This window comes from Mesorhizobium sp. Cs1299R1N3, from assembly GCF_037179625.1.
GTDB lineage: Bacteria > Pseudomonadota > Alphaproteobacteria > Rhizobiales > Rhizobiaceae > Mesorhizobium > Mesorhizobium salmacidum.
In genome coordinates, this window is the sequence record NZ_JAPYKQ010000002.1 from 509,748 (window position 1) to 527,611 (window position 17,864).

The following is a 17,864-nucleotide window of genomic DNA, read 5'->3' on the forward strand; positions in this document are numbered from 1 at the left end:
TAAAAGCGATCAGACCGCGGTGGGCCTGTCGATGGGTTTGGCCATGTCGACCAGTATCCACCCTGGCCGATAGGGATTGGGCCGGCGACCCGTTTCACGGTAGCCATAGGCGGCGTAGAGCGCGATGTTCCGTTCCATCTTGGCGTTGGTGTAGAGCCGCACCTCCGGCAAACCCCACAGACGCGCCTGTTCATCCGCGTGATTGAGCAGTGCCATGCCGAGTTTTTTGCCCTGAAAAGCAGGGGAGACGGCGACGCTGAAGATCATGGCGTGGTCTTCGTGTCGTTCAAGGACAATAAGCCCGGCGGGATCATTGCTGCTCTCAAGTAGCCAGACCTCGCCGCGCTCGATACGCGGCGCATAATCCTCGGTAACGGGGATCGGTGGCGCGTCGAGTATGGCGTTGTAGGGAGCATAGGCCGCTTGCGTCAGCGCCACGATCGCGGCGAGATCTTCTGGGCCAGCGAGCCTCATGATTGATCCATTCCGGCAGCGGCCGCTATCACCTTTTCCATGCCGGCGGCAATTGCGGCGACGGCATCGCGACTGGCGTCACGGAGATCGTGGCGTTCGGCGATCCAATGGGCGTCATTGTAGGAAAGCCAGACCTTGCCATGCTCGTCCTCCCAGGCCAGCGCCTTCACCGGCAGGTCGATGCCGGCAAGCTGTTGGTCCTGCATCAGCGGTGTGCCGCCCTTCGGGTTGCCGAAAATCAGAAGCTCCGTCGGCCGCAGCGCGGTGCCGACATCGCGCGCGCCGGCCTGGTGATCGATGCGCGCGAACACAAGCAGTCCCGCGCGCTTGACCACCTCAGCCAGGCGGTCGATGGTTTCGGTCACGCCAAAGCGGCTCTGGACCGTGATGAGACCATCCTCTGTCATCACTCCGCCGCTTCGCGCTTGCCTCCAGGGCGCCGCTCCAGAAGCTCCTTGAGGAACTGGCCGGTGTAGCTGCGCTTCTCGCGCACGATGGCTTCCGGAGTGCCCGAGGCGACCAGTTCGCCGCCGCCATCACCGCCTTCGGGCCCGAGGTCGAGCACCCAGTCGGCGGTTTTTATCACTTCGAGATTGTGCTCAATGACGACCACGGTGTTGCCTTGGTCGACCAGTTCGTGCAGCACTTCCAACAATTTGGCGACGTCGTGGAAGTGCAGGCCGGTGGTCGGCTCATCGAGGATGTAGAGCGTCTTGCCGGTTGCCTTGCGCGACAGTTCCTTGGCCAGCTTGATGCGCTGCGCCTCGCCGCCGGACAGCGTCGTCGCCTGCTGGCCGATGTGGATGTAGCCCAGCCCGACCTGCTTCAGCGTCTCCAGCTTGTCGCGCACGCCAGGCACGGCGGCGAAGAAGTCGACGCCTTCCTCGACGGTCATGTCGAGCACGTCGGCGATCGACTTGCCCTTGAACAGGACGTCGAGCGTCTCTCTGTTGTAGCGCTTGCCGTGGCAGACGTCGCAGGTGACGTAGACGTCGGGCAAAAAGTGCATCTCGATCTTGATGACGCCGTCGCCCTGGCAGGCCTCGCAGCGGCCGCCCTTTACGTTGAAGGAGAAACGGCCCGGCTGATAGCCGCGCGCCTTCGCTTCGGGAAGACCCGCGAACCAGTCACGGATCGGCGTGAAGGCGCCGGTGTAGGTGGCGGGGTTCGAACGCGGGGTCCGCCCAATCGGCGACTGGTCTATGTCGATGACCTTGTCGAGGAATTCCAGCCCCTCGATGCGGTCATGCTCGGCCGGATGCTCGCGCGAGCCCATGATACGACGCGAGGCCGCCTTGAACAGCGTCTCGATCAGGAAGGTCGACTTGCCGCCACCCGACACGCCGGTGACGGCGGTGAAGGTGCCGAGCGGGATCTCGGCGGTGACATTCTTCAGATTGTTGCCGCGCGCGCCGACGATCTTCAGCCGCCGGTTCTTCTTGGCTTCGCGGCGCACGCCAGGCGTTGCCACTTCAAGTGCGCCCGACAGATATTTGCCGGTGATCGAATTGGGGTTGGCCATCACCTGCTGCGGCGTGCCCTGGGCGATGATCTCGCCGCCATGGATGCCAGCGGCGGGGCCCATATCGACGACATAGTCGGCATGCAGGATGGCGTCCTCGTCATGCTCGACGACGATCACCGTGTTGCCGATGTCGCGCAGATGCTTGAGCGTGTCGAGCAGGCGCGTGTTGTCGCGCTGGTGCAGGCCGATCGACGGCTCGTCCAGCACGTAGAGCACGCCGGTCAGCCCAGAGCCGATCTGCGAGGCCAGCCGGATGCGTTGGCTTTCGCCGCCCGACAGCGTGCCGGAATTGCGCGACAAAGTGAGATAATCGAGCCCGACATCGTTGAGGAAGCGCAGGCGTTCGCGGATTTCCTTCAAGACGCGGACAGCGATCTCGTTCTGCTTGTCGTTGAGCTGCGCCGGCAGGTCGGTGAACCACTTGTCAGCGTTGCGGATCGACTGTTCCGTGACCTCGCCAATATGCTTGCCGGCAATCTTCACCGCCAGCGCTTCGGGCTTCAGCCGGTAGCCCTTGCAGACCGGGCAGGGCGTCGCCGACATGAAGCGCTCGATTTCTTCGCGCATCCAGGCGGATTCGGTCTCTTTCCAACGCCGCTCGAGATTGGGGATGACGCCTTCGAAGGTCTTGGTGGTCTTGTAGGAACGCAGGCCGTCATCATACTGGAAGGTGATCTCGCGCTCGCCGGTGCCGCGCAGGATCGCCTCCTGGGCTAGCGCGGAAAGATCCTTGAACTTGTCGCCGAGCTTGAAGTCGTACGCCTTGCCCAGTGCCTCGAGCGTCTGCGAGTAATAGGGCGAGGTCGATTTCGCCCACGGGCTGACGGCGCCGTCGCGCAGCGATACGTTCTCGTCGGGCACCACGAGGTTGGGGTCGATGGCGCGCTGGCTGCCGAGACCGTCACAGGTCGGGCAGGCGCCGAACGGGTTGTTGAAGGAGAACAGCCTGGGCTCGATTTCCGGAATGGTGAAGCCGGACACCGGGCAAGCGAACTTTTCCGAGAACAGGATGCGCTCATGCGTCTCGTTCTTCGACTTGTTGACCGAATCCTCGCCGGTCTGGCTGGCGTCGAGCGGCTTGTCGGCGAACTCGGCCACCGCCAGCCCTTCGGCCAGCTTCAGCGCCGTCTCGATGGAGTCGGCGAGACGCGTGGCAAGGTCGCCGCGCACGACGATGCGGTCGACGACAACATCGATGTCGTGCTTGTATTTCTTGTCCAGCGCTGGAACGTCGGCGATTTCGTAGAAGACGCCGTCGACCTTGACGCGCTGGAACCCTTTCTTCTGCAACTCCAGCAGTTCCTTGCGGTACTCGCCCTTGCGGCCGCGCACGATGGGCGCCAGCAGGAACAGGCGCGTGCCTTCCTCGGCCGCCAGTACCCGGTCGACCATCTGGCTGACCGTCTGGCTCTCGATCGGCAGGCCGGTGGTCGGTGAATAGGGTACGCCGACACGGGCAAACAGAAGCCGCATATAGTCGTAGATTTCGGTGACGGTGCCGACCGTCGAGCGCGGGTTCTTCGACGTGGTCTTCTGCTCGATGGAAATGGCCGGCGACAGGCCGTCGATCTGGTCGACGTCGGGCTTCTGCATCATTTCGAGGAATTGCCGTGCATAGGCCGAGAGGCTCTCGACATAGCGGCGCTGGCCTTCGGCATAGATGGTGTCGAAGGCCAGCGACGATTTGCCGGAGCCCGACAGGCCGGTCATGACGATCAGGCTGTCACGCGGCAGGTCGAGATCGACGTTCTTCAGATTGTGTTCGCGCGCCCCGCGAATGGAAAGGAATTTATGGTCGGCCATCGCCGGTCGCCGCCTCAGATCTGGAATTCGTGGGATTGGCGGGTTTTCCCAGCCATCCCCTATGTAGGTCTTTTTGCCGCCACGTCGAGAGACGCCACAACTCCCGACAGAAGTCGTTTAACCGTCTTTCGCGCGAAGGGGCAAGCGGAAAGAACAAAGGCCGAACATGCTCCTGACAAAACTGTGCGGAAACTGACCTGGACGTAACCTCCCGGTGATCACATTTTTCCGTAACCGGCTATTGATGGTTGACGCGGCCAACTCACGGGAGCAGTCTTCGCAAGTCAGCGAAGCCGGCCGTCTTTCGATGGCCTCGCCGCGCCAAGGCGGCCTGCGAGACGCCGCAGGCATTTGCGATTTGCGCTTCGCCACGACGATGTCGCAACGGACACAGGAGCGGAGCATGACGCCACCGGATAGTCCCCCAGGGCTTCAGTTGTCACTGGAGCCGCGGCAGGCATAAGTGCCAGAGGCAGGCGTTTGCGCCACCCGACAAACCGTGACCTGCCGTATCCGTCAAAATCAGAGACTATTGGTCGGATCGTCGGCTGAATGCCGCGAAGCATCCGAAATCGAACGCCGGCAGTACACTCCCGGCAAGCATGGATTAAAAATCCAAAAAAAGCCCCGTCCGTTTGCCCAAGGCACGGCGGGGCTGTTTTTTGGGCGAGGACTTGAGTTCGCAGGCCCCGACCCCTGCCTACTTGGGCGGCTTGATCCCGCCAACTCCGACATCGACCGTGATGCTGCCGGAAATCCTGACATCCGTATTGCCGATCTTGAACTGCCCGTTGCCGCTGCTGGGGAAGGCGTCGTCGGGTTCGGGCACCGGGGCCGGCTTGGCGATGCGATAGTCGCCAGCTACGCCGGGCAGGGCGCTTTTTTGCGCTGACGACGAAACATCGTCGGCAAGTGCCGAACTGGACGCAAGGCCGACGATTGCGAGCACCATGGCGGCTTTGACACGGTGCGATGTTCTGGATCGATGAGTGTCAATCATTCCCCTTTTATAGGGACCTGCCGCCACCGGAACCAGACCGGTATTCAAATCTTCGACACCTAGCAGGATTTGATCTGGGCTTTTCCTCACGCCGCCTTTTTGCGGGTGTCGAAGACATGGTCGACAATGCCCCATGCCTGGGCTTCGCGGGCCGTCATGAAATGGTCGCGGTCGAGCGTGCGTTCGACCTCCTCATAGCTGCGGCCACAATGCTGGGCGTAGAGTTCGGTCATATGGCGTTTCGTCTGGCGATGCGTTCGGCGTGCCGCTGGATGTCGGAAGCCTGGCCCTGGAAGCCGCCCAGCGGCTGATGCAGCAGGATGGTGGCGTTCGGCAGCGCGATGCGGCGCCCGGCCGTGCCTGCCATCAGCAGGAACGATCCCATCGATGCGGCAAAGCCCATGCACACGGTCGAGACCGGGCAGCTGATATATTGCATCGTGTCGTAGATGGCGAAGCCGCTGGTCACCATGCCACCAGGCGAGTTGATGTAGAGCGAGATCTCCTTCTCGGGATTGTCCGATTCCAGCGACAAAAGCTGCGCGCAGACCAGCGCCGAGACGTCGTCGTTGATCTCGCCGTTGATGAAGACGATGCGCTCGCGCAGCAGCCGCGAAAAAATGTCGAAGGCACGTTCGCCGCGGCTCGATTGCTCGATCACCATCGGCACAAGGCTGGCAACACCACTCATTTCTGTTCTCCGATTTTCCGTGTTCAGGCCGCGCGCGGCAGCAGAAGGCGTGGTGTGTTCGCGGCGATAGGCGTTCCGGCCCCGCGCAGCGAAAGCCGGCAGCCGGTCCCCGCCATCGCAACAGCGGGCATCGCCTTGCGGGCAAAGCCGTCATGGACGATGCGCAGATGCGTGCCGCCGGAAATGGTACGGGCGAGTGTGAAGGTGACGGTGCTGTCGAGCGGGTGCGCCGCATCGTCGGACTGCTCCCGCCAGGAATAGCGCAGCAGGCGCTCGGGCTCGGCGTCGAGGATCTCGCATTCGATCGGCGCCTCAGGCCCGGCGAAGGCAAAGCGGCTGCCGGTCCGCGGCCTGATGTCGTTCGGCATCATCCAGGCGGCGAGCAATTCGGGAACGGTCAGCGCCCGCCAAACCTTTTCCGGCGGCTCGGCAAGGTCGTATTCGAATTCGAGCGCATCTGGAGCGACCTCGAGGTGATTTGCGTCTTTCATTGATCCACCGTTTTTCATTGGTCCATGTCCTTCAAAACGGCCTTCAGTTTTTCGATGCGTTCCGGCCAGAACGTCCGATAGCGTTCAATCCAGGAGAGCAGCGGGGCAAGCCCCTGCGGATCGGCGCGATAGTAAGCGTTGCGGCCGGCCCGCCGCTCCACCACCAGGCCAGCGCCGCGCAACACCGCCAGATGCTGGGAGACGGCCGGCTGCGATACCGTCAGGCCGCTGCGCAGTTCCGACACGCTCATCTCGCTGGTGGCGAGACGCTCGAAGACGGCGCGGCGCGTCGGGTCGGCCAGGGCGCGGAAAATCTCTGCTTCGATCATGACAAAAGCATAAGTCGATACTTATCGATTTGGCAAGCGCTGTTTTGAGACCCATATGTTTCGTTCGGGCATTGCTGCCATTCCTTGACAATCAGCGGCAGTGCATATAGGAACGAAAAGGGAACAAAAACCTTGTGGGAAAAGCCAGCCTTGGCAGGCGGCAGACGTCGGTAGCCTGTAAGGTGCTGCGACAAAAATTTGTTTCGGATGAGCGCGGAGAAATATCATGGCGGGTAGCGTCAATAAGGTCATTCTGGTCGGCAATCTCGGCGCGGACCCTGAAATCCGCCGCCTGAATTCGGGTGAGCCGGTCGTCAACATCCGCATCGCCACCTCGGAAAGCTGGCGCGACAAGAATTCCGGCGAGCGCAAGGAAAAGACGGAGTGGCATAATGTCGTCATCTTCAATGAGGGCATCGCCAAGGTGGCCGAGCAATATCTGAAGAAGGGCATGAAGGTCTATGTCGAGGGCCAGTTGCAGACGCGCAAATGGCAGGACCAGACCGGTGCCGACAAATACACGACTGAAGTCGTGCTGCAGAAATTCCGTGGCGAACTGCAGATGCTCGATGCGCGCGGCCAGGGTGAGGGCGGTCAGGTCGGCGGCTACAGCGGTGGCGGCAGCAGCCGTGGCTCGGATTTCGGCCAGTCGAGCCCGAACGAAGGTTTTAGCCGTGGCGGCGGTGGCGGTTCCAAAGGGGGCGGTGGCGGTGGCTCGTCGCGCGAGCTGGACGACGAGATCCCGTTCTGATCGGAAGCCATACCAAACGGCGAATGCTTGTTGCTTGAGATGCCCCGAGGGTCCTGCACGGACTTTCGGGGTTTTGCATTGTTGATTTTGAGCCGACAGTCGGCGCGATCAACGACTGAAAGGACGGAGCGATGAAGGCACGGGTTAAATGGGTCGAGGAACGCACCTTTGTCGGCGAATCCGGCAGCGGCCACAAGGTCGTGCTGGGCACGGCGTCCAGCCCGGAAGGCAAGACGCCGGGACCGAGCCCGATGGAGCTGGTGCTGATCGGCACCGGCGGCTGCTCGGCCTATGATGTCGTCCATATCCTCGAAAAAGGCCGCGAGGCGGTCGAGGACTGCGTGGTCGAACTCGACGCCGACCGGGCCGAGACTGACCCGAAGGTGTTCACTCGCATCCATATGCATTTCATCGTCAAGGGCCGGGCGCTGTCGCGCGACAAGGTCAAGCGCGCGATCGATCTTTCCATCGACAAATACTGCTCGGCTTCCGCCATGATGGCCAAGACGGCCACGCTTACGCATGACTTCGAGATCGTCGATACGGCGGCGAAGTAGGATGAGTGTTATACCGCTCAGCCGGCCATCAGCGCCTTGATACCATCGGCAACGAACTGTACCGCCAGCGCCGCCAGGATGACGCCGAGCAGGCGGGTCAGGATCGAGCGGCCGGTCTGGCCGAGGATGCGGTCGATGCGTTCCGACAGCACGAACACCAGATAGGTTATGACGAGGCAGACGAAAATGATGCCGACCAGGGCCGCCTGCGCGGCAAAACCCTGAAACGAGCCGGAGAGCAGCACCGTCGCTGAAATCGCGCCAGGCCCGGCAATCAGTGGGATCGCCAGCGGGAAGGCGGCGATGTTGTGGATCATGTCCTTGGTGATGGCGACGTCGCCGATCTTCTCCTTGCGATCCTGCCGGCGCTCGAAGACCATTTCGAAGGCGATGAAGAACAGCAGGAACCCGCCGGCGACGCGGAACGCCGGCAAGGTGATGCCGAACACCGACAGGATAGAGGCGCCGGCCAGCGCAAACAACGCCATCACCAGAAAACCGATGATCGAGGCGCGGACGGAAACTTGGCTGCGCTCATCGCGGTTCATGCCGCGTGTGACGGCGAGGAACAGCGGCGCCAGCCCAGGCGGATCGATGGTCACGAGAATGGTGACGAAGGCATTGAACAGGCTGTCGAAACTCGGCATCGCTGACCCTCCCACCGGGCCACGCCCGTACCCGCATTGGTAGAGCAAAGCCCGGTCGGTGGGAACTGTCAGGGGGCCGGAGACTTCGATGCGGTATGGCGCACGTCGAAACGGATTCAGGCGACGCGCTTTGTCCGGTGGGCTAAATGTTCATAGGTGATTTGCCAAGGGTCGCTCTCGGAAGGTCTTTCCTCGCCGATCCAATGGAAGCTGTTGGCGGTGATCTCGGTGAAGCGCCATCGAGTTTGCAGACCGCGCGAGTCCTCGCCGATCTGGACAATGTCCTTACCCTCGGCCCGCCCGATCTGGCGCGAGTAATCTTGGTTGAGCGGATCATTCCAGATGATGTGCCAGCAACCGATCCCAGGATCGAAGATGCGCAAAGTCGTGCCATACATAGTGGGCCGCGCAGGGCGCCTGGGCCTGATCCAGATGTCCTGAATCGCGCGGCCTTCGAGCACCCAGCCGAAATGGCATTCTCCGGTCCATTTCTGGATCGTGCCGTCGTCAAGGTGGCGGACCGTGTCCATTTCCCAGCTTCCGATCAGCCATCCATAGAGGTCCATGTCTTTCGCTCGCTCGGCTGTGGGAGCTTCGGATACGAGAGCAGTGAGAAACGAAGAAATCGCCATAGTCACGAGGCCCTTTCCGCATCTGGCACATTGGGCGTCGCGGACACCGATCGAGACATGATCGAACATGTTTTCCTCCATTCTTACAATGTATTACAGCCTCATCTTGTCGTCGTTCGCCGTGCCAGGAACTCGACTTCCTGCCGCCATGTCGCACCCTTGTCGTGCGAGCGCTCGCCAAGCCATCGGAAGGAATTCTCCGTGATCCGCGAAAAGCTCCAGCGCACGGAGGAGCCGGTGTCATCGGCGCCGACCTGCACGATGGTGTCGCCGTCGGCGCGGCCGAGCTGGCGGCTGAAATACTGGTTGCGCGGGTCGCTCCAGAAAATGTGCCAAGAGTCCTCCGTGGGATCGTAGAGGCGCAATGTCGTGCCGTAGAACGTCCATTTGCCGAGCGACGGCGAGGGGCCGGCGTCACGCGCGGGCAGGATCCAGACATCCTGGATGGCGCGGCCTTCCAGAACCCAGCCGAAATGCACCTCGCCACGTCCGGTCAGCACCGTGCCGTCCTCGAGATGGCGCGAGGCGTCAAACGTCCAGGCACCCACGAAGCGGCCGTAAAGGTTCAGTTTTTCGGCAAGCCCTTCCATCGGTCCGGGACTGTGCAAGGCTTCGGCAAATGAGGATTGGTCGATCATGGCAGCGGCCTCTTCTTGTCAGGAGACTGCCAAGAATAAGTGCTGGCAGGGTTCTGGGCTTGGGAAAAATTGCTATATTTTGGCGATGACGGCGACCGCGGATACCCTTGCATCCGGACCCGGTTGGCACGTGGCGGATGTAATCTGCACGGCCAGCGCCGGCGATCGGCCATTCGAGGAAGCGCATCGGGATTTCTGCGTTGCGGCCGTCACCAGCGGCTCGTTCCGCTACCGCGCGCAGCAAGGCACGGCAGTGCTCGCGCCAGGCAGCCTCCTGCTCGGCAATTCCGGCACATGCTACGAATGCGGGCACGAGCATGGCAATGGCGACCGGTGCCTCTCCTTCCATTTCGGGTCGGCCTATATGGACCGGATTGTGGCCGACGTGCCGGGCGCCAGGACGCTCAGCTTCGCGGCGCCACGCCTGCCGCCGTTACAGGCTTTGGCGCCGCTGCTGGCCGAGGCGGAAGCCGCGCGCGACCTGGCCGACACGGACGCATTCGAGGAACTCGCCCTGCGCGTCGCGGGTGCCGCCGTGGCAACGCTCTCCGGCGACACGAATGGCGGGTGCGATCCAAGCCGCCGCGACCAGAAAAGGGTTGCCGAGGCGGTTCGGCGGATCGAACTGGATGCCGACGGGCCGATCTCGCTTCCGGGGTTGGCGGATGAGACCGCGACCAGTCCCTATCATTTCCTTCGCACCTTCCGGCAGGTCGCCGGCATGACGCCCTATCAGTACCTGCTCAGGACCCGGTTGCATCGCGCGGCGGTGCGATTGCGCACGTCCAACGATGCCATCTCGGCAATTGCTCTCGAGGCAGGCTTCAACGATCTGTCGACGTTCAATCGCCGGTTTCGGCGTGTCATGGGCGAGACGCCGGGCCGCTATCGCGCCAGGCGCGCGGGCCGCGGCTGAAAAGTCGCGTCACACCCCCCGGCATCAGTCCATGATCGGCCCGCACCAGCCGGGCAGATAGTCGGCGTCCTTGCCCTTGGCCAGCACGAGCGCGTCCTTCATCGCCTTGTCAAAATTTTTCGCCACCGCGCCCTTGTCGATGCGCCGGCGCAGGAAATCCGCCCACAGGAATTCGCTGAACGGGGTGGTGTCCTTGGCGTAACCGCCCAGCCGCCGCAGTTCGCCCGCCATGCTTCGGTAGGGGTCGTCGACGAGTTCGCCGACGGTCTTTGGCAGGGCGGCATAGTCGCGGCGCTGGCCGTTTTCATCGAACGGATGCATCCAGCCGCGGTTGTCGAGCATGAAAAGGAACGCGTCCTTGTCCAGCGCCGACAGGTCGCTGATCACCGTCACGAGCACATCCTCGACACCTTCCTCGATCAGGGCGCGGGCAAGATGATGGTGATCGGTGACGTAGTTGCGCTTTTTAGGGCCCAACACGACCGGGATCATGTGCTTGCCCAGAAAAGCGCCTGTCTTGGCGGCGCTCTGAGAGCGGATCAGCTGGCGTTTGAGGTCCACCTCGCGCATCCCGACGGTAATTTGCGTTGGCCGCAGTTCCTTGACCGGAACCGGGGTCACCAGCGGTTCTCTCAGGACGATCATGGCGCACTCTCCTGGTTTTCCGGCTGGCCGGAATGCAGAGCCCTGATGGCGGCATCGACACTATGAAAGATCCGCTGCGGGCCGACGAGATCAATGATGCCGAACCGCGCAAGGGCTGCCTGGGCACGCACCGACTCCATCCGAGCAATGGCGAATATTGCGCCCGCATTGCGGCAATGGGTGATGGTTTCGATCAATGCCTGGGCGGCGGTGTAGTCGATCTCGACAATGTTACTGGCCTCCAGCACGACGAGTTTCACATCGCCCTTGCCGGCGTCGACCAGATCGCAAAAGCCGCGTTTGAAACGGTCGGCGTTGACGAAGGACAATGGCGCCTGGAACGCCGCGACCAGCACGCCGGGGAGTTGTTCGCCAGTGCTCGGCTTGGCCGGCGGCCACCAGACGGAGGTTCCAGGCACTTGTTCCAGTTCGATCGGCAGCGTCCGGGTCGCGCTCCAGATTCCATGCAGCAGCGAGAGGCCGATGCCGACCGCCACGCCAGTTTCGATGGGCAGCACGACGATGGCCGCCATGGTGATGAGGATCAATGCGAATTCGACCGGCGCCTGCCGGTAGACGCTGGCGAACACCTTCCAGCGCAGAATGTGCTGGGCGACGAACATCAGGACCCCGGCGAGGGCAGCCTGTGGAACATCGGCGAGCAGACCGCCGCCAAAGGCGCCAAGGGCCAGGACGATCGCCGCGGCAATGAGGCTCGAGAATTGCGAGCGGCCGCCCGACTCGGAGACGATCGCCGTGCGTGGTGGGCTGGCGTTGACGGCGAAGGCGCCGAACAGGCTGGACGCGATGCTGCCGGCGCCGACACCGACGAAATCGCGATTGACGTCGGGCGCGCCGCCCTGCGGGGGGAAGGAACGGGAGGTGGCGGCCGTCTGCACCATGACGACGATGGCGATCAGCAATGCCAGCGGAACGAGCGCTTGCACATCGTCAAGACCGGCAAGCGGCAGGCCGGCGTGTGGCAGTCCATTGGGCAGGGCGCCAAGCACCTCGACGCCATGATCCTTGAGGCCGAAGACGGCGACCGCCAGTGTGGCGAGCACCATGCCAATCAAGGCGCCGGGAATGCGGGGGCTGATGTGGTCGGCGCCAAGGACGATCGCGAACACGCCAAGGCCGAGCCCGAGGCTCCAGGGATTGGTGAGATGGAGACTGCCGGCAATCTCGCCGATACGTCGTAAGGTTTCACCGCTCTCGGACGGCAGGCCGAGCAGTCCGGGCATCTGTGAAACGACAATATGGACGGCGATGCCGGCCAGAAATCCTGTGGTGACCGGAACCGACAAAAGATCGGCAACCCAGCCAAGGCGAAGGATGCCGCTCAACGTCACAATCAGCCCGACCATCAGCGCCAGCATGGCGGCCAGCGCCAGATAGTGCGGCGAACCGGATGCGGCCAGCATGGCGAGGCCGCCGGCAAACAGTGGCGTGATCGTCGAATCCGCGCCCGCCGAAAGGTGGCGATTGGCGCCGAACAGGGCAAACGCCACCGAACCGGCGACAAAGGCGAAAAAGCCGAGCTCAGGAGCAAAACCGCCGAGCCTGGCTGTCGCCATCTGTTCGGGAATAGCGATCGCGGCCAGTGTCACGCCCGCGATCAGGTCACCATTGAGATCCCGGGCCTGCCAGCCGCTCAGCGCCCGGAAAGGCAGCCATAGGCTCCAATTCATGGTCATCGCGGCTTTTGCTTGGGGAGTTGGTCCATTGCCGGCTTTTGCCTTGGTGGCGGCGAAAAGCATAATGGCCATATCGTCGCAATTAGCGGTATCCTTTTGAAATTACCACCGAAAATGACACTGGAAAAGTGCCGTGAACGTTGGAGTTTCGGCCGTGCTTCCTATATAAGCGGGCAGTGATTCCTGATTAGATTGTGATACGATTTGACCGACCAAAAGACACCGCGCGGCGCCGACGGCGGGCCCACCGGCATCGAACCCATCTCCATCATCGAGGAGATGCAGAGTTCTTACCTCTCTTACGCCATGAGCGTGATCGTCAGCCGTGCGTTGCCCGATGTGCGCGATGGCCTGAAGCCGGTGCACCGCCGCATTCTCTATGCTGCGCATGAGAGCGGCTACCACTGGAACCGCAAATATGTGAAGTCGGCGCGTCCGGTCGCCGACGTGATGGGTAAATACCATCCGCATGGCGATGCCTCGATCTATGACGCCTTGGTGCGCATGGCGCAGGATTGGTCGCTGCGCGTGCCGCTGATCGACGGGCAAGGCAATTTCGGCTCGATCGATGGCGATCCGCCGGCGGCGATGCGCTATACCGAATCGCGCCTGACCAAGGTCGCGCACGAGCTTCTGGAGGATATCGACAAGGACACCGTCGATTTCCAGGACACTTATGATGCTTCGGACACCGAGCCGAAGGTTCTGCCGGCGCGCTTTCCCAATCTGCTGGTCAACGGCTCGGGCGGCATTGCCGTCGGCATGGCCACCAACATCCCACCGCACAATCTCGGTGAAGTCTGCAACGCCGCCATCGCCGTCATCGACAATCCGGCGATCGACCTGCCGGCGCTGATGGAGATCATTCCAGGCCCCGATTTCCCGACCGGCGGCATCGTGCTTGGCCGCTCCGGCATCTACAGCGCCTATTCCACCGGCCGCGGCTCCATCGTCATGCGCGGCAAGGTCAACATCGAACAGCGCGGCAACGACCGCGAATCGATCATCATCACCGAGGTTCCCTACCAGGTGAACAAGGCCTCGATGATCGAGAAGATGGCCGAACTGGTGCGCGACAAGCGCGTCGAGGGTATTTCCGACATCCGCGACGAAAGCGACCGTCAGGGTTATCGCGTCGTCATCGAGCTCAAGCGCGACGCCGTTGCCGACGTTGTTCTCAACCAGCTCTACCGGTTCACGCCGCTGCAGACGTCTTTCGGCGCCAATATGGTGGCGCTAAACGGCGGCAAGCCGGAGCTGCTGAACCTGACCGACATGCTGACGGCCTTCGTCACCTTCCGCGAGGAGGTGATCAGCCGGCGGACAAAGTTCCTGCTCCGCAAGGCGCGCGACCGCGCCCATGTGCTGGTTGGTCTGGCCATCGCCGTTGCCAACATCGATGAAGTGATCAAGCTTATACGCACCGCGCCGGATCCGCAGACGGCGCGCGAGCAGTTGATGGAGCGGCGCTGGCCTTCGGGTGACGTTGAATCGCTGATCCTTCTGATCGACGATCCGCGCCACCGCATCAACGAGGACGGCACCTACAATCTGTCCGAGGAACAGGCGCGCGCCATCCTCGAACTGCGCCTGCAGCGCCTGACCGCGCTCGGCCGCGACGAAATCGCCGATGAGTTGAACACGATCGGCGACGAGATCAAGGACTACCTCGACATCCTGTCGTCTCGCGCGCGTATCCAGCAGATCGTCAAGGACGAACTCGCCGCAGTGCGCGACGAGTTCGGCACGCCGCGCCGCACCGAGCTCACCGACGGCGGCGCGGACATGGAAGACGAGGACCTGATCCAGCGCGAGGACATGGTCGTGACGGTGAGCCATTCCGGCTATATCAAGCGCGTGCCGCTTTCGCTGTACCGGGCGCAGCGCCGCGGCGGCAAGGGCCGCTCCGGCATGTCGACCAAGGAAGAGGATTTCGTCACCCGGCTGTTCGTCGCCAACACCCACACGCCGGTGCTGTTCTTCTCCTCGCGGGGCATAGTCTACAAGGAAAAGGTCTGGCGCCTGCCGATCGGCAACCCGCAGTCACGCGGCAAGGCACTGATCAATATGCTGCCGCTGGAGCAGGGCGAGCGCATCACCACGATCATGCCGCTGCCCGAGGACGAGACGAGCTGGGGCGAACTCGACGTGATGTTCGCCACCACGCGCGGCACCGTGCGCCGCAACAAACTGTCCGACTTCGTACAGGTCAACCGCAACGGCAAGATCGCCATGAAGCTGGAGGAGGAGGGCGACGAAATCCTCGGCGTCGAGACCTGCACCGACAATGACGACGTGCTTCTGACGGCGAATTCGGGTCAGTGCATTCGTTTCTCGGTCGGCGACGTGCGCGTCTTCCAGAGCCGGAACTCCGTCGGCGTGCGCGGCATAACCATGGCCGGGACCGACCGCATCATCTCCATGTCGGTGATAGAGCATGTCAATGCTTCACCGGCGGAACGCGCCGCTTACCTCAAGCGGGCGGCGTCGGAGCGGCGGCTTGCCGCCGAGACGGCTGGAGAGGAAGAAGAGATCGCGCTCACCAATGAGGAGATCGGCGAGGAGACCGAGCTTCCAGACGATCGCTACGAATTCCTCAAGGCGCACGAGCAGTACGTGCTGACGGTGACCGAATATGGTTACGGCAAGCGTTCGTCGTCCTACGATTTCCGCCTGACCGGTCGTGGCGGCAAGGGCATCCGCGCCACCGACGTCTCGAAAACAGCCGAAATCGGCCAGTTGGTGGCAACCTTCCCGGTCGGCAACGACGATCAGATCATGCTGGTGTCGGACGGCGGCACCGTCATTCGGGTGCCCGTCAACGGCATCCGTTTCGCCAGCCGCGCCACCAAGGGCGTGACCATCTTCAACACGGCTGAAGGTGAAAAGGTGGTTTCGGTCGAGCGGATTTCGGAGCCGCAATCGGACGAGGAAACGGAAGAGGCCGTCGAGGGTGGCGTGGAGTCGGATTCGGCGACTGACAGCGGTCCGGATAGCGCCGAATAGTCCCTGGAGCAGGCTTGACTTACGCCGGCCGATGGCCGGCGTGGCAGCAAGTCGGGACTGACTTAGTAGTGACGATACGGCTTGCGCGAGCCAAAGCCTTCGAAGCGCTTGGTGGTTGCCTTGACGCGGATGCGCTGTGCCTCCTGATGCAGCCCGAATACTGTGGCGATCAGCATGGCGACGGTCATCGCGGTGGCGAGCATGTAGATCAGCATGTGCGTGTTCTCCTGCGCCTTACAAACGGATATATGGGACTTTGGTTTCATCTTATTAAGGGTGGAACCTAGTGAACGCTGCGTGAAGGCCGCGTGATCAGCGTATTCATCTGTCGTTCATGTGCCGGAAAAGGTTCACGGGCCACCTGCCAATCGGATTTGCCTTTGTGAGAGAGGCTCGCTAGAAGCTCCCGCATGACAGAACGCATCGCCCTTTATGCCGGCTCCTTCGACCCGCTGACCAACGGCCATCTCGATGTGCTGAAAGCGTCGCTGGCGGTTGCCGACACCGTTTATGCCGCGATCGGCATTCATCCGGGCAAGAAGCCGCTGTTTTCCTTCGAAGAGCGGGTGCTGTTGATCGAAGCCGCCACGAAAGCCGAATTCGGCCGCGACGGCGCCCGCATCAAAGTGGTCGCTTTCGATGGGCTGGTGATCGATGCCGCCAGAAGAGAAGGCGCCTCGATCATGATCCGCGGTCTGCGCGACGGCACCGATCTCGATTACGAAATGCAGATGGCCGGCATGAACGAAACCATGGCGCCTGAGTTGCAGACGGTTTTCCTGCCCGCCAGCCCATCGGTGCGCACCATTACCGCCACACTTGTGCGCCAGATAGCCTCGATGGGTGGCGACATCCGCCCCTTCGTGCCGGCGGCCGTGGCCGGTGCGCTCACCGCGAAATTCGCGAAATAAGCCCGGAGAAAATCCTCATGCAGCTCAAAAGGCTCGCCTCATTCTTTGTTGTGCTCGCCGGTCTCTTGACCGCGTCCGTTTCCGCCCATGCCGCCGATCCGGAAAACACCATGATCATCACCCTGAAAGATGGCGACGTGACTGTCGCCCTGCGCCCCGACCTGGCGCCCAAGCATGTCGCGCAGATCAAGAAGCTGGTGCGCGATCATGCCTATGACAATGTTGCTTTTCATCGTGTCATCGACGGCTTCATGGCGCAGACCGGCGACGTCAAGTTCGGCAACATGAATAAGGGTTTCAATGCCCAGGCCGTCGGCACCGGCGGCTCGGACCTGCCCGACCTGCCGGCCGAATTCTCGCAGACCGAGCATTACAAGCGTGGCGTGGTCGGCATGGCCCGTTCGCAGGATCCGAATTCCGCCAATTCGCAGTTCTTCATCATGTTCGCACCGGCACCGCCGCTCGATGGCCAGTACACAATCGTCGGCAATGTCGTCAGCGGCATGGAACTGGTGGACAAGATCAAGAAGGGCGACGAGGCGGACAATGGCACGGTCACCGATCCCGACCGCATGATCAAAGTGCGCATCGCCGCCGACAAATAATTCAATTTTTCAAAAGGATATCTGACATGGCCGAGATCAAGGACCGCGAGAACGCGCTCATCATGGAAACGACCAAGGGCAAGGTCGTCATCGAACTGTTTCCCGATTTGGCTCCCGGCCATGTCGCCCGCATCAAGGAACTGGCCCGCGAAGGCGCCTATGACGGCGTCGTCTTCCATCGCGTCATCGAAGGCTTCATGGCGCAGACCGGCGACGTCAAGTTCGGCAATTCGAGCAAGCCTTCGTTTGCGCCATCGCGCGCCGGCATGGGCGGCTCTGAAAAGCCCGACCTGAAGGCTGAATTCTCCAACGCGAACCACGGCCGCGGCACCTGCTCGATGGCCCGTTCGCAGAACCCGAACTCGGCCAACTCGCAGTTCTTCATCTGCTTCGACGATGCCGCGTTCCTCAACCGCCAGTACACGGTCTGGGGCCAGGTCATCGAAGGCATGGACAATGTCGATAAGATCAAGCGCGGCGAGCCGGTGCAGGATCCCGACAAGATCGTGTCGCTGAAGGTCGCGGCCGACGTCAAGTAAGGCGAAA

The 17,864-nt window shown here is 62.2% G+C and carries 19 protein-coding genes and 1 pseudogene; 7 read left to right on the top strand and 13 right to left on the bottom strand.

Annotated features, from left to right (window positions below; all coding sequences use genetic code 11):
• Positions 1 to 9: 9 nt before the first annotated feature.
• The 7 genes and pseudogenes from O7B34_RS07855 to O7B34_RS07885 all read right to left on the bottom strand — a co-directional run bounded on the left by O7B34_RS07855 (position 10) and on the right by O7B34_RS07885 (position 6,313).
• Positions 10 to 474 (bottom strand): GNAT family N-acetyltransferase, encoded by a 465-nt coding sequence (locus O7B34_RS07855; RefSeq protein ID WP_337145537.1) that lies wholly within the window; start codon positions 472 to 474, stop codon positions 10 to 12.
• Entirely contained in the window at positions 471 to 881 is a 411-nt protein-coding gene (locus tag O7B34_RS07860) for a DUF302 domain-containing protein (protein ID WP_337145538.1), read from the bottom strand. The genes O7B34_RS07855 and O7B34_RS07860 overlap by 4 nt, the downstream gene beginning before the upstream one ends.
• Entirely contained in the window at positions 881 to 3,802 is a 2,922-nt protein-coding gene (gene uvrA, locus O7B34_RS07865; protein ID WP_337145539.1) for an excinuclease ABC subunit UvrA, read from the bottom strand. Before uvrA ends, O7B34_RS07860 begins: the two co-directional genes overlap by 1 nt.
• A gap of 700 nt (positions 3,803 to 4,502) precedes the next feature.
• A complete protein-coding gene (locus O7B34_RS07870; RefSeq protein WP_337145540.1) occupies positions 4,503 to 4,892 on the bottom strand; it encodes a hypothetical protein in 390 nt (129 codons plus the stop codon).
• Positions 4,889 to 5,493, bottom strand: a pseudogene (locus O7B34_RS07875) (ATP-dependent Clp protease proteolytic subunit). The gene O7B34_RS07870 and the pseudogene O7B34_RS07875 overlap by 4 nt, the downstream one beginning before the upstream one ends.
• Positions 5,494 to 5,516: 23 nt before the next feature.
• Positions 5,517 to 6,002: an SRPBCC family protein gene (locus tag O7B34_RS07880; RefSeq protein ID WP_442920948.1), complete on the bottom strand. Its 486-nt coding sequence runs from the start codon at positions 6,000 to 6,002 to the stop codon at positions 5,517 to 5,519.
• On the bottom strand, positions 5,999 to 6,313 hold the full coding sequence (locus tag O7B34_RS07885; protein WP_337106795.1) for an ArsR/SmtB family transcription factor: 315 nt from the start codon (positions 6,311 to 6,313) through the stop codon (positions 5,999 to 6,001). The genes O7B34_RS07880 and O7B34_RS07885 overlap by 4 nt, the downstream gene beginning before the upstream one ends.
• Positions 6,314 to 6,539: 226 nt before the next feature.
• Between O7B34_RS07885 and O7B34_RS07890 the strand changes: the two genes are divergently transcribed.
• Positions 6,540 to 7,064, top strand: a complete 525-nt coding sequence (locus O7B34_RS07890) for a single-stranded DNA-binding protein (RefSeq protein WP_027144945.1) — start codon at positions 6,540 to 6,542, stop codon at positions 7,062 to 7,064.
• Positions 7,065 to 7,195: 131 nt separating this feature from the next.
• On the top strand, positions 7,196 to 7,621 hold the full coding sequence (locus O7B34_RS07895; RefSeq protein ID WP_337129207.1) for an OsmC family protein: 426 nt from the start codon (positions 7,196 to 7,198) through the stop codon (positions 7,619 to 7,621).
• A gap of 17 nt (positions 7,622 to 7,638) precedes the next feature.
• On the opposite strand, the gene O7B34_RS07900 is transcribed toward O7B34_RS07895, so the two are convergent.
• The 3 genes from O7B34_RS07900 to O7B34_RS07910 all read right to left on the bottom strand — a co-directional run bounded on the left by O7B34_RS07900 (position 7,639) and on the right by O7B34_RS07910 (position 9,538).
• Positions 7,639 to 8,268 (bottom strand): MarC family protein, encoded by a 630-nt coding sequence (locus O7B34_RS07900; RefSeq protein ID WP_337145542.1) that lies wholly within the window; start codon positions 8,266 to 8,268, stop codon positions 7,639 to 7,641.
• 116 nt (positions 8,269 to 8,384) lie between these two features.
• The gene (locus tag O7B34_RS07905) at positions 8,385 to 8,969 is read right to left on the bottom strand and encodes a hypothetical protein (RefSeq protein ID WP_337145543.1); all 585 of its coding nucleotides are present in this window, start codon (positions 8,967 to 8,969) and stop codon (positions 8,385 to 8,387) included.
• A 32-nt stretch (positions 8,970 to 9,001) separates the two neighbouring features.
• Complete coding sequence (locus tag O7B34_RS07910) at positions 9,002 to 9,538, bottom strand: hypothetical protein (protein WP_337140409.1); 537 nt, start codon at positions 9,536 to 9,538, stop codon at positions 9,002 to 9,004.
• Positions 9,539 to 9,623: 85 nt separating this feature from the next.
• Here O7B34_RS07910 and O7B34_RS07915 point away from each other — a divergent pair, with 85 nt between their 5' ends.
• A complete protein-coding gene (locus tag O7B34_RS07915; RefSeq protein ID WP_337145544.1) occupies positions 9,624 to 10,454 on the top strand; it encodes a helix-turn-helix transcriptional regulator in 831 nt (276 codons plus the stop codon).
• A 24-nt stretch (positions 10,455 to 10,478) separates the two neighbouring features.
• On the opposite strand, the gene O7B34_RS07920 is transcribed toward O7B34_RS07915, so the two are convergent.
• Positions 10,479 to 11,099: a ParB-like protein gene (locus O7B34_RS07920; protein WP_337145545.1), complete on the bottom strand. Its 621-nt coding sequence runs from the start codon at positions 11,097 to 11,099 to the stop codon at positions 10,479 to 10,481.
• Positions 11,096 to 12,790, bottom strand: coding sequence for a SulP family inorganic anion transporter (locus O7B34_RS07925; protein WP_337145641.1), 1,695 nt, complete (start codon positions 12,788 to 12,790; stop codon positions 11,096 to 11,098). Before O7B34_RS07925 ends, O7B34_RS07920 begins: the two co-directional genes overlap by 4 nt.
• 210 nt (positions 12,791 to 13,000) lie before the next feature.
• On the opposite strand from O7B34_RS07925, the gene gyrA reads away from it, so the two are divergent.
• Positions 13,001 to 15,802, top strand: coding sequence for a DNA gyrase subunit A (gene gyrA, locus O7B34_RS07930; protein WP_337140406.1), 2,802 nt, complete (start codon positions 13,001 to 13,003; stop codon positions 15,800 to 15,802).
• A gap of 62 nt (positions 15,803 to 15,864) precedes the next feature.
• Here gyrA and O7B34_RS07935 read toward each other — a convergent pair whose 3' ends face one another.
• Positions 15,865 to 16,017 (bottom strand): hypothetical protein, encoded by a 153-nt coding sequence (locus O7B34_RS07935; protein WP_084636784.1) that lies wholly within the window; start codon positions 16,015 to 16,017, stop codon positions 15,865 to 15,867.
• Positions 16,018 to 16,212: 195 nt separating this feature from the next.
• On the opposite strand from O7B34_RS07935, the gene coaD reads away from it, so the two are divergent.
• From coaD to O7B34_RS07950, 3 genes are read left to right on the top strand one after another with little or no spacing between them, the layout of a single operon-like run.
• Positions 16,213 to 16,713 carry a pantetheine-phosphate adenylyltransferase gene (coaD, locus tag O7B34_RS07940; RefSeq protein WP_337145546.1) on the top strand — a complete coding sequence of 167 codons (501 nt, stop codon included), beginning with the start codon at positions 16,213 to 16,215 and terminating at the stop codon, positions 16,711 to 16,713.
• Between the two features lie 17 nt (positions 16,714 to 16,730).
• Positions 16,731 to 17,318: a peptidylprolyl isomerase gene (locus tag O7B34_RS07945; protein WP_337145547.1), complete on the top strand. Its 588-nt coding sequence runs from the start codon at positions 16,731 to 16,733 to the stop codon at positions 17,316 to 17,318.
• Positions 17,319 to 17,344: 26 nt separating this feature from the next.
• Positions 17,345 to 17,857 (top strand): peptidylprolyl isomerase, encoded by a 513-nt coding sequence (locus tag O7B34_RS07950; protein ID WP_015317720.1) that lies wholly within the window; start codon positions 17,345 to 17,347, stop codon positions 17,855 to 17,857.
• The last annotated feature ends 7 nt before the right edge of the window (positions 17,858 to 17,864 follow it).